Genomic DNA, 12,235 nt, shown 5'->3' with positions numbered 1-12,235 from the left:
AGGAGGATTCCGATGATTGAATTAGAGCAAATTACGAAGCAGTACCCAGGTCAAGCAATGCCGGCTGTCGATAAATTATTTCTCTCTATTCCTAAGGGAGAGATCTGTGTCTTAGTCGGACCCTCAGGCTGTGGAAAAAGTACAATTTTGCGTATGATTAACCGAATGATCGAGCCTACATCCGGGATCGTCAAAATTAACGGAGAAGATGTAACTCGTACTGATCCAGACCAACTGCGGATGGGGATTGGCTATGTCATTCAACAGATTGGACTTTTGCCGCACCGTACGATTGCTGAAAATATTGCCATCGTGCCTCGTCTGTATAAATGGCCGAAGGAGAAGATTAGGAAACGTGTTGATGAGCTTATTGTCATGATGGGACTTGACCTGGAAAAAACAAGGGGCAAGTATCCGGCCCAGCTAAGCGGGGGGCAAATGCAGAGAGTGGGAGTCGCCAGGGCGATGGCTGTCGATCCGCCCATCATGCTGATGGATGAGCCTTTCGGGGCAGTCGACCCGATTGCACGGACGCATTTGCAGGATGAATTGCTTCGTTTACAGAAAGAGATTAAGAAGACCATCGTTTTTGTTACTCATGATATTAACGAAGCCATAAAAATGGGAGATAGGATTGCCATTTTTGACGCTGGAAAATTAGTTCAATTTGGGACTCCGGAAGAGATTTTAACGAATCCGATTAACGAGTTTGTCGAAGATTTTATTGGCCGTGATCGGGTTGTGAAAAAATTAAATTTATATCTGGCTGAAGATGCCATGCAACCCATTGGTTGTGTCGTGAAGGGGAATGAGTTACATAATGTTGCCCAGAAAATGAAGGATGCCGGGGCCCAGGTGGCCTTCCTCTTAAATGACGAGGGCAAGGCTTGCGGGCAAATTACGGTTTCTGATACGGAAGAGTTCGGGAGGGATATAGAGGGGCTGCGGAAACGAGTCCTTAGGAGGGAAAAGGCTTTTGTCCAAACGACGACTCCTTTCCCGGATGCACTCTCTTTATTACTGGAATATGATACGGATTATCTTGGGATTCTGAAGGGCGAGGAATTATGCGGGATGCTCTCTTTCAAAGGGATTAGGAAGCATGTTTATCGGAAAGAGGGTGAGTAAATGAAGTGGGAGAATTTCAGGTTTGCTCTTTTCGAGAAGGCACCTGAGGCTTTGTGGGAGCATTCCCTGATTGTTGTTATCACCATAACACTTGCAATCCTGATTTCAGTACCGCTGGGGATCTTCCTAAGCCGTCCGAAATTTAAAAAGTTCGGTCTTGTTACCCTTAATATACTTAACCTTTTACAAGCTGTGCCGGGGATTGCGGTTATTGCCTTGGCCTTGCCGATTCTCGGTTTGGGCATGAAGCCCGCTATAGTTGCTCTTTTATTTCAGAGTTTATTGCCTATCGTTAGGAATACAATTGCCGGTTTATTAGGGGTTAGCTCGGATGTGAAGGAAGCAGCCAGCGGTATGGGGATGTCTCAGCGAAGGATTCTTTTAGAAGTGGAGCTTCCCTTGGCTGTGCCGATCATTTTGAGCGGTATCCGGACGGCGACTGTTTATGTTGTAAGTATAGGTACATTAGCTTCTCTTATTGGAGCAGGAGGCTTGGGCAATCTGATTATGGGCGGGTTAGCGCTCTTCCGGCCTGAGTATCTGCTGGTTGGGGCAGGGCTCGGGGCGCTGATGGCTATATTTTTAGACAGGATGATTAATTATCTTGAGCATCGAATTACTCCTCCTGGTATGGGGGCGGAGTAGGTTTGGCTAAGTCAATCCTCTGGTTTCAGGTCGGGGTGGGTATTCTACTTTGCCTAGGGGCGTCCTTCCGTCTATCTTTTTAACTGATTGACGGGGTTGGATATGATTTTAGGAGCTCTTTGGATCTTCATGCAAAGGTGCTTGAGGGGAACGAGGGACGGTTTTTAAAAGGGCAAAAAAAGGAGGGGGTAGGACATATAAAAAGCCTTTGGTAATATTATGAAATGAAAAGATGTATAATTAGCACAAATAGTTGAAAGGAAGGGGTATGTACATGAAGAAGAAATCACTATTTCTCGTTGCAGTCTTGTCCCTGACATTAGCTTTGGGAGGGGTGTTCGGTTGCGCAAAGACGCCTACTGCCGGAACTGCTCCAGATAAGGGAAAAGAAGGACCAACCATTAAAATTTCGTCTAAGACCTTCACTGAAGCGGCAATTTTAGGAACACTGAGTCTTCAGTATCTAGAAGGATTAGGGTATCCCGTTGAAAATAAAATGGGCCTTGGTGAGTTAGCGGTAATCAGACCGGCTCTTACTTCCGGGCAAATTGATCTATATTGGGAGTACACTGGAACAGGTGTTATGAATTTGATGGAGCATGCTCCCGTGTTTGAGGCTGAGGAAAGCTACAAACTCATCAAAGAATGGGATGCTAAGAATGGAATTGCCTGGTTAGAATATGCTCCGCTCAATGATACTTATGGAATCGTAGTTCGTCCGGATGTTGCAGAAAAGTATAAGCTTAAAACTATTTCGGACTATGTTGCCCAAGTGAAAAAGGGAGAAACCTTAAAGTTCGTTGGCTTCCCTGAATGGGAAGGAAGAGCGGATGGACTGCCTTCTTTTGAAAAGGTATATGATTTCAAGATGCCTAAAGGTGATTTTGTTAATGTAGCGATGGGTTTAAACTATGAAACTCTTAAAAATCAAAAAGGGGATCTGGCTTTGGCCTTCACTACAGAACCAAGGATTGTTACAGATAAGCTTGTTATGCTTGAAGACGATAAAAAGGCATTCCCGGTCTATAATGCTGCCCCTGTCGTTCGTCAGCAAATTGTGGATGCTTATCCTACTTTGGCCGCCGATCTTAAGAAGTTAAGCTCCGTGTTAGACACTCTAACTATTACTGAACTGAACATGCAAGCCGATGTTGAGAAGAAGTCCATTGATGAAGTTTCAACGACGTTCTTAAAGAGTAAAGGGTTGTTAAAGTAATTGTCGTCACCGAAGTAGAATATGGAACACCCACTTGAAGAAGTGGGAGTCTCGGACTTGATTAAATTGCCACTTTATACTCCATATATTTGCAAGGGGTATAGAGTGGCTTTATAACTTTTTCAACGTGAAAGGCAGGAAGTTTGATGGCTGTGATTGATCGGTTTGTGTCTTTGTTTGGTGTACCGGAATTCGTTGTTTTGCATATGGATCGGTTTGTATCTGAGGGCGAGATGGGTCTTGTGGTTGGGCTTAATGGTGAAAAGTGTTCTGTCTCGGAAATTGTTGCAAGGTTGGATTGTTCTTTTGAAGATGCCCAGGTTTTATTGGATGCCTGTTATGATAAACATATTGTTCATAGGGAAGAGCTTGATGGGGAGCTTGTTTATTTTGGAGCCGATTTTTATGAGCTCTTAGATTATGTGTGTAAGTTTGATGAAAGCTATCCTTTGATTGACAAGGATTTGCGGAAGGCTTTGGATCAGTGGTGTTATCAGGTTTATGCAGGGAAGATGAATTCCTATCTGGATTCGCTTATCAATAAGGAAGTGGTAGACAGGGCTCCGGAGCAGTTTTTATTGATTGAAGACCTTGATGAAGTACTTGAGTCCGTGAGTGATATCAGGGTAGTTCCGTGTAATTGTCGTAAGTTAGCAAGCCATTGTGTTAAGCCGACAGAAACCTGTTTAACCTTTAATGATTCGATAACTGATCGGACCTTCGGGCGGTCCCTTACGAAGGAAGAAGCCAAGGAACTGGTAAAGGCGGCTCATAAGAAAGGTCTAATGCATCAAGTGAACAGCGACTGGCGGATTAAGGGACCGACTTATATCTGCAATTGTTGCTCCTGCTGTTGTTATCCCTTGCGTTTGGCTCAAGAAAAAGGAACCAAGGGTGTATTTCCGGTGAGTCAAATCCTGGTTCAGAGGGATGACTCTAAGTGTTCGCATTGTGGTGCTTGCGCCAAGCGTTGTAATTTTGGGGCTTTTTATATAGGAGAGGCGGAAGTGATGGTCAAGGGTAAACGTCGGAGCAAGGTTGAGTTTGACCTGACCAAGTGTTGGGGATGCGGGATTTGTGAAGAGGCCTGCCCTGCTAAGGCTATTTCTGTGATTGAACGAAAAACAATAAATTAACAGCAATAAATTTTAGCATAGCAAAAGATTTATGCGTTTGTGCAAGCGCAACAGTGAGGCGGAGTAAGAAGATAGTAGAAGTGCAAAATATTTTAGCACTTTGTTTTTTGCCTGTTTATAGAGTGGCTAAACTCTTAATTTTAAAAGTTAAGAAAACCCTTTAGGATACCGATATATTAATAGTAAGTATTGATTAAAAAGAGAAATCCACTCCCAGTTTAAGGGATGGCATAAATCTTGCAATATTTACAGCTATAGTTATAGAGATACCTTACTCGAAGTGTATAGGCCGTCATGGACAGAGTATGAGGGCAACTAAGGCGGCCGTCTTTGCTGAGACTTAGCTTTCAGTCAAGATTTCGTTGTCAGGTATTTGAGATAACTCTGGAGATACACTAAGACCGACAAATTATGTTCAAAACTTGGAGAGCTAATAAACAATACATCAAGAATTACGAAAGGATAAGGTTAGGTTTTGTCCAAGTTTTATTAACCAGGTAACATGAATGAGAAAGATTCGTTCCAATAGTATAGAACAAACAACGCCATTATTACGCTGGGTGAGTGAGGGACAGATCGAGGAAATTCATTTTGCAACTTTAGAAGTCTTAGAACGAACCGGAGTTAAAGTTGATCACCCGGAAGCGTTACAGTTATTAAAAGATGCCGGATGTATTGTCAATGAGAATCGAGTTCGAATTCCCAGTTGGCTGGTTGAGGAATGCCTGCGCTTAGCACCGCGCAAAATTGTGGTTGCTAATCGGAAGGGACAACGGGTTATGCCCTTGGAAAAGAATCGCACCTATTTCGGGACAGGCTCAGATCTGCCTTATACGATAGATTTAGAAACGGGTAAGCGGAGACGCTCCGGTAAGAGGGATGTCGAACGGGCTTGCCGAGTCATGGATTTTCTTCCTAATTATGATTTTGTGATGAGTTATGCCATTGCTGCGGACACGAACTCAAAAGTGAGCGATCTGCATCAGTTAGAAGCAATGGTTACGAATACTACAAAACCCATGATCGTTACTGCCCATGATGAAATCAATATGCGGGCGCAATTAGAGATGGCTGCTTTAGTGGCTGGCGGTAAAGAGGAACTGAGAAAAAATCCGTTTATGATTCTTTATTCAGAGCCGATCTCCCCCTTGGTACACACGAATGACGGAGTGGGCAAGATGTTTGCTTGCTTTGAATATGGAGTGCCCGTTGTATATACTCCGGGAGTTTTGTCCGGGGCTACTACACCGGTTACGAAAGCCGGAACCATCGTTTTGATGAATGCAGAAGCTCTGGCAGGGGTGGTTATGGCTCAACTAAAACAAAAGGGAGCTCCGATTATTATCGGCGGCGGTGCTACTCCTATGGACATGAAGACCACTGCGACCTTGTATGGATCTCCGGAGACGATGATGAATTACGCTATTATGACTCAATTGTCACAGTTTTATGGAATTCCAAACTTTACGGAGGCTGGGTGTGTTAATTCCCCGATACCTGATGCTCAGGCTGGCATGGAAGCCGGAAATGGGATTTTGATGGCTCAGTTAATGGGTGCTAACCTGGTCCATGATGTGGGCTATTTGGAAGGCGGAAAAACTGGTTCCCTGACTTTCCTTACTATGTGTAATGATTATATGGATAATGCCCGTTACATGGGGAGAGGAACTCGAATTGATGAAGAGACCATGGCTGTGGATGTGATCGATGAAGTGGGACCTGGCGGGAACTACGTTAGCCATGAACATACGTTTAAACACTTCCGTGAAGAGATTTGGTCGTCTAAACAGTTCAATAGCTCATTCTGGGAGATCTGGGAAGAGCAGGGGTCTAAATCGATGGAAGACAAGGCTGAGGAATTAACCAAGCACATCGTGGCCACCCATACCTCGGAACTGTTGGATGGAGCAATCCGTGAGGGGTTAAATGAGATTATTGCTGAGACGGAAAAAGTTAAAAGCAAGAAGTAAAAGAAAACTAGTGAACTCGTTCAGCTAAAGCTGAACATCGAGACTTCGGTGGCATAAGTCTCCGGTACGATAGTCTCCGGTACGATAGTCTCCGGTACGATAGTCTCCGGTACGATAGTCTCCGGTACGATAGTCTCCAGTACGATAGTCTCCAGTGGAGACTATCGCCGAAGGCGCAAGGCCCGTAACGAATACGATTGCGCTGAGGATAGACTATCGCCGAAGGCGCAAGGCCCGTAACGAATACGATTGCGCTGAGGATAGACTTATCGCCGAAGGCGCACGGCCCGTAACGAATACAATTGCGCTGAGGATAGACTTATCGCCGAAGGCGCAAGGCCCGTAACGAATACGATTGCGCTGAGGATAGACTTATCGCCGAAGGCGCACGGCCCGTAACGAATACGATTGCGCTGAGGATAGACTATCGCCGAAGGCGCACGGCCCGTAACGAATACAATTGCATCTGAGGCTAGACTTATGCCGAAGGGGCATATCCGCTGGCAGGAACAAATGAAAGGGGTTACACTCAATGGGAGTTGGAAGCTCGCACGGAAACGGACTGTTCTTTCGGACACTCACGGAAAAACAAGCAGAGGAGATTCATCTCGCAAGTTGTCAAGTTCTTGAAGACACAGGCATGGTGATTCACCATGAGGAGGCAGTGGAATTGCTTCGGCAAGCCGGGGCACATGTGGAAAACGGTAATCGGGTTTATTTCCCAAGTTTTCTAATCAAGCAAGCATTGCAGTCGGCTCCTTCGCGTGTGACTCTGTATAACCGCAAGGGAGAGGCGGCGCTTCATCTTGAAGGGGCCAATGTTTACTTCGGGACCGGGTCTGATACCCTCAATTACCTGGATCCCTTCACTTTAGAGCGGCGGAGTTGGCGTCAAGAAGATGTCGCTAATGCTATTAGACTGTGTGACAAATTACCGAATATTGATTTTGTCATGTCGATGGGTTTATTGTCCGATGTAGACCCTCGTATGATTAATCGTGAACAATATGCCATTATGGTTCAAAATACGGAGAAACCTCAGGTAGTGATTGCTGAAGATGGGGATACTCTTCTAGATATTATTGAAATGGCAGCCTGTGCTGTGGGTGGGAAGGAGCGCTTGCGTCAGAAGCCTCTGTTTATGATTTATACTGAACCCACCTCACCTCTTCAACATCCGAAGGAGTCCATCGAAAAACTGTTAATTGCTGCTGAAAATGGGGTTCCCGCGAATTTTGCCTGCGGTGGTGTGGCGGGTGCTTCTGTACCTACTACAATTGCAGGGGCGTTGGTACAGGCTAATGCGGAAGCGTTGAGCGGCTTAATTATTCACCAGTTAAAGGCTCCGGGGGCTCCGTTTATTTACGGTTATGGAAATTCGCCACTTGATATGCGAACGATGCAGGCGGTTTATGGAACTCCTGAAGCGGTACTCTTTCAAGGGGGCGCTGTTGATCTGGCTCATTACTACCAACTTCCCTCTTGGGGCTATGCCGGGTGTAGTAATTCTAAGGTTTGTGACGAACAGGCTATCGCGGAGTCAACGATGTTCACCTTAATGGGAGCCCTTCAAGGGTGCAATATTATGCATGATGTTTTCTATATGGAGTTTGGCATAACGGGTTCCTTAGAGTTGCTGGTTATTTCGAACGAGGTTATTGGCAGGACCCGCCGGTTACTGAAAGGGATCAATACTGATAAAGAGTCCTTGGGTGTAGAGTCCATCATGCGGGTTGGCCCGGGAGGAAACTTCCTTGGGGATGACCATACGGCCAAGCATTTTAGGGATAACTGGTTTCCTGATCTCTCGGACTTTAACAATTATGAAAATTGGACAGCCAGCGGCAGTAAGACAATGATCGAACGCGCCAGGGACCAGATCAAACAAGTCTTGGAAACTTACCAGCCTAAGCCCGTCACCGAGGATGTAAGGGCACAAATCGGTGAAATTCTCCGAAAAGCTAAGGAAAGAGTTGGGGAGAAAGCTTAATTTAGGTTAGTTGATCATTTTGGGACATTTTTATATAATGTCAGGTGTACTCACTTCCGGCAGATAGCCTGTGACGGCTAACAGGCATTTAATACTTGAAGAAAAATACGTGATAGTATTAATAGATTACTTTGGGTGAGGGGATAAACCAATATTTGAGGAGGAAATCTTAATGAGTGATTTTACCAGCTTGGCTGAACTCGTGATTAATGGAAATTATAATGGGGCGAAGGATTTAACCCAGAAAATGATTGATAACGGCAATGATCCCCTGGAGATTATTAATCAGGGATTAATGGCGGGCATGAATGTGGTCGGAGTTCGTTTCAAAGCAGGGGATATGTATGTTCCAGAGGTTATGATGTCTGCTAAGGCTATGAGTACAGGTATTGAACTCTTAAAACCGTTGATTGCTGACAAAGACATGCCTACCGCCGGTAAAGTGGTGATCGGGACAGTTAAGGGCGATCTTCACGACATCGGTAAAAAGCTGGTTGTTATGATGATGGAAAGTGCCGGATTTGAAATTATTGATTTGGGTGTAGACATAGATCCGGCTGCTTTTGTAAAAGCTGTTAAGGAGCATTCCCCTCAAGTTATTGGTTTGTCCGCTCTTTTAACAACAACCATGCTTTCGATGAAGGATACGATTGAGGCTTTAAAAGAAGAGGGCTTGCGTGATTCCGTTAAGGTCGTTATTGGCGGGGCACCTATTTCCCAAAGTTTTGCTGATGAAATCGGCGCTGATGGATATGCTGCGGATGCCGCATCGGCAACAGAGCTGTGTCGACGCATAATTGCTTAAAGGCTATGATTAGTGGGATCGGTATAGCGTTAGTTAGACTTGAATTTTAGAAATTAGAGCATAAAGACGACGGTGAAAACATCCGTATACGTGATAGGTACAGGAGTCCTAAAGGGCAACTGTACCTATTTCTGAAAATATGAATTAATTGGGACTTTCCTGCTTGGTTCATTAGTAAGGTAAAGCAAGGTTTTTTAATTGAACTCGTTCGGTTAAAGCTGAACATCGAGACTTTCGGTGACGTAAGTCTCCAGTACGATAGTCTCCGGTACGATAGTCTCCGGTGGAGACTATCGCCGAAAGCGCACGGCCTGTAACGAATACAACTGCGCTGAGGATAGATTATCGCCGAAAGCACACGGCCCGTAACGAATACAATTGCGCTGGGGATAGACTTACGCCGAAGGCGCAGATCCACATACGAATACGTTCGCGCCGTAGGATGGAGTCTACCCCCAATAAGGAACATCCACTTGAGAAGTGGGAGTCTCGGAATTGCTAAATATTAAGTGAGGAGTGAGCTGGATGATCAGTAACTATGAAATCTCACAAGCTATGGCTGTTAAGCTGGATCCTGAATTGCCTGAGATGCAGGAATTTGTGGAAGGGATTAGGCGGGCTCCGGATCGGGGGTTTAGCCTGTCTCCCAGTCAAACTAAAATTGCGCTTAAGAATGCTTTGCGCTATGTTCCTGAAGAATTACATGAACAGTTGGCACCCGAGTTTCTGGAAGAATTGAGGACCAGGGGCAGGATTTATGCGTATCGTTATCGTCCGGCAGGGAAATTATCCGGTAAACCTATCGACGAGTATCAGGGGAACTGTATAGAGGGTAAGGCTTTTCAGGTGATGATCGATAATAACCTGGATTTTGAGGTGGCACTTTATCCTTATGAGCTTGTTACCTATGGTGAAACAGGAAGTGTCTGTCAAAACTGGCTGCAATATCGTTTGATTAAAAAATATTTGGAAGTGATGACGGATCATCAGACTCTAGTCATGGAATCCGGGCATCCAGTCGGATTATTCCCCTCTCGTCCGGAAGCTCCGCGCGTGATCATTACGAATGCCTTAATGGTCGGGATGTTTGACAATCAGAAGGATTGGGAAATCGCAGAGCAAATGGGTGTTGCTAACTATGGTCAGATGACCGCCGGCGGTTGGATGTACATTGGCCCTCAGGGGATTGTGCACGGTACCTTTAATACGTTGCTTAATGCTGGGCGAATGAAGTTAGGAATTCCTCATGATGGGGATATAAGCGGGCATCTTTTTATCTCGTCAGGTCTTGGCGGGATGAGCGGGGCTCAGGGGAAATCTGTGGAAATTGCCCGAGGTGTGGGGATTATCGCTGAAGTGGATGAATCTAGAATCAAGACTCGCCATGAGCAGGGGTGGGTAAGCAGAGTGTCTGCGGATCTAGAGGAAGTCTTCCGGATTGCGGCTGAGTATGTGCAGAAAAAAGAGCCCATGTCGATTGCTTATCAGGGTAACGTTGTCGATTTATTGGAGTATGCGGTAAAGCATGAGATTAAAGTGGATTTGCTCAGTGATCAGACGTCTTGTCATGTTGCCTATGAAGGCGGATACTGCCCACAAGGGATCTCTTTCGAGGAGCGAACCAGGTTACTGGCAACCGACCGGGCTGAGTTCAAAAGGCTTGTGGATCAGAGCTTGGTTCGGCAGTTTGAATTGATTCGGACGTTGGTAGAAAGAGGCACTTATTTCTTCGACTATGGTAATTCTTTTATGAAGGCAGTTTATGATGCCGGAGTGAATGAGATTTCGAAAAATGGCGTGGATGAGAAGGATGGCTTTATTTTCCCGTCCTATGTTGAAGATATTATGGGGCCAGAACTGTTTGATTATGGGTATGGGCCTTTTAGATGGGTTTGTTTAAGCGGGAAAAAGGAAGATCTGCGTAAAACGGATGAGGCTGCCATGGGGTGTATTGATCCAAACCGCAGGGGTCAAGATCGGGACAACTATATTTGGATTAAGGATGCTGAGAAAAATAAACTGGTTGTCGGTACTCAAGCTCGGATTCTTTATCAGGATGCCGAAGGCAGGATTAAGATTGCCCTTAAATTTAATGAGATGATTCGCAATGGAGAGATCGGCCCGGTCATGCTGGGACGAGATCATCACGATGTAAGTGGAACGGATTCTCCGTTTAGGGAGACGGCGAATATCAAAGATGGAAGCAATGTCATGGCAGATATGGCTGTGCAAAGTTTCGTCGGAGATGCCGCCCGAGGGATGAGTATGGTTTCTCTTCATAATGGCGGCGGTGTCGGTATTGGTAAAGCTATTAATGGAGGATTTGGCTTGGTCCTTGACGGGAGTGGACGTGTGGATGAGGTTATAAAGTCTGCGCTTTTGTGGGATGTAATCGGGGGGGTTGCTCGGCGGGCTTGGGCCAGGAACGAGCATTCTATTGAGACTGGCATTGAGTTCAATGAGCGGTATAAGGGTTTGGGGCATATTACGGTGCCTTTTATTCCGAAGGATGAGTTGATTGAGCGATTAGTGAAGGAAGTCTGAGAATAGTCCCTTTGCTTCCGTTAAGCTGGGAGGATAAAGTGATGGAATATATAAAGTGGGATAACTTAAAATTAGATACTTCAGAGATTTATCGGCGTATTGGTATGCCGGATGCAGACTCGGAACGGAGTCGGAATTTTAAGTCAACCATTGAGGAGATGCGAGTCAAAGCGTTAGGACTTGTTGATGCTCGCTGTATTTATGGTTATGTACCGGTGGAGGTTTCGGGTCCAGGGGAAATTCTTATTGCAAATCAGTATCCTGTTGGGGCTGCTGCCTCGTTCTTTGAGGGGGCTCAGGAGGTTTTAATTGCTATCCAAACTATCGGTTCCCGGCTTGAAGAGGAATCAATCCGTTTGTTTCAAGATGGGGAGATGCTCGATGGGATGGTTCTAGACGGTTGCGGGACTGTGGCGCTTGATGAAGCTTTAGAATTGTTAAGGGGCATGGTTGTCAAGCAAGTGTCAGATCGTGGCTTACAGACTGGGCATAATTTATGTCCGGGTGGTTATCAAATTCCCCTGGAAGCTCAGAAAATCTTATTTACTTTGTTGGATGGGGGAGAGCTTGGCATATCTTTAGGGGAAACGATGTTGATGTCTCCGATAAAATCTCATACTCTTGTTATTCCGGTTGGAGAAAAGCTGAGTAAGCCGAACTTGTCCTGCGCGATCACCTGTGAGATGTGTGTCGAACAGCAAAATTGTGCTCACAGCCGCTTGAAATTTGGTAAGCCCAAGTCAGTAACAACTTAAGATCAAGCTCCAAATATCTAATATCCTATATCTAATAGGGTAGGGG

The 12,235-nt window shown here is 45.4% G+C and carries 9 protein-coding genes; all 9 read left to right on the top strand.

Annotated elements, in window-relative coordinates; all coding sequences use genetic code 11:
• The first annotated feature begins 12 nt into the window (after positions 1-12).
• The 9 genes from M8E35_RS06045 (at position 13) to M8E35_RS06005 (ending at position 12,189) form a co-directional block, all read left to right on the top strand.
• Positions 13-1,128, top strand: coding sequence for a betaine/proline/choline family ABC transporter ATP-binding protein (locus M8E35_RS06045; RefSeq protein ID WP_252467927.1), 1,116 nt, complete (start codon positions 13-15; stop codon positions 1,126-1,128).
• Positions 1,129-1,773 (top strand): ABC transporter permease, encoded by a 645-nt coding sequence (locus M8E35_RS06040; protein WP_073028747.1) that lies wholly within the window; start codon positions 1,129-1,131, stop codon positions 1,771-1,773.
• Between the two features lie 268 nt (positions 1,774-2,041).
• On the top strand, positions 2,042-2,989 hold the full coding sequence (locus tag M8E35_RS06035; protein WP_508012092.1) for a glycine betaine ABC transporter substrate-binding protein: 948 nt from the start codon (positions 2,042-2,044) through the stop codon (positions 2,987-2,989).
• Between the two features lie 146 nt (positions 2,990-3,135).
• Entirely contained in the window at positions 3,136-4,125 is a 990-nt protein-coding gene (locus M8E35_RS06030; RefSeq protein WP_252467925.1) for an ATP-binding protein, read from the top strand.
• A gap of 506 nt (positions 4,126-4,631) precedes the next feature.
• On the top strand, positions 4,632-6,095 hold the full coding sequence (locus M8E35_RS06025) for a trimethylamine methyltransferase family protein (protein ID WP_252467924.1): 1,464 nt from the start codon (positions 4,632-4,634) through the stop codon (positions 6,093-6,095).
• A gap of 532 nt (positions 6,096-6,627) precedes the next feature.
• Positions 6,628-8,085: a trimethylamine methyltransferase family protein gene (locus M8E35_RS06020; protein ID WP_252467923.1), complete on the top strand. Its 1,458-nt coding sequence runs from the start codon at positions 6,628-6,630 to the stop codon at positions 8,083-8,085.
• 172 nt (positions 8,086-8,257) lie between these two features.
• A complete protein-coding gene (locus tag M8E35_RS06015) occupies positions 8,258-8,890 on the top strand; it encodes a cobalamin B12-binding domain-containing protein (protein WP_229245697.1) in 633 nt (210 codons plus the stop codon).
• A 525-nt stretch (positions 8,891-9,415) separates the two neighbouring features.
• Positions 9,416-11,434: a urocanate hydratase gene (hutU, locus tag M8E35_RS06010; RefSeq protein WP_252467922.1), complete on the top strand. Its 2,019-nt coding sequence runs from the start codon at positions 9,416-9,418 to the stop codon at positions 11,432-11,434.
• Between the two features lie 41 nt (positions 11,435-11,475).
• The gene (locus M8E35_RS06005; protein ID WP_252467921.1) at positions 11,476-12,189 is read left to right on the top strand and encodes a vitamin B12 dependent methionine synthase; all 714 of its coding nucleotides are present in this window, start codon (positions 11,476-11,478) and stop codon (positions 12,187-12,189) included.
• Positions 12,190-12,235 lie beyond the last annotated feature (46 nt).

The sequence above is a fragment of the Desulfosporosinus nitroreducens genome (genome assembly GCF_023897015.1).
GTDB classification, from domain to species: domain Bacteria; phylum Bacillota; class Desulfitobacteriia; order Desulfitobacteriales; family Desulfitobacteriaceae; genus Desulfosporosinus; species Desulfosporosinus nitroreducens.
This window is presented reverse-complemented; position numbering and strand designations above follow the sequence as displayed.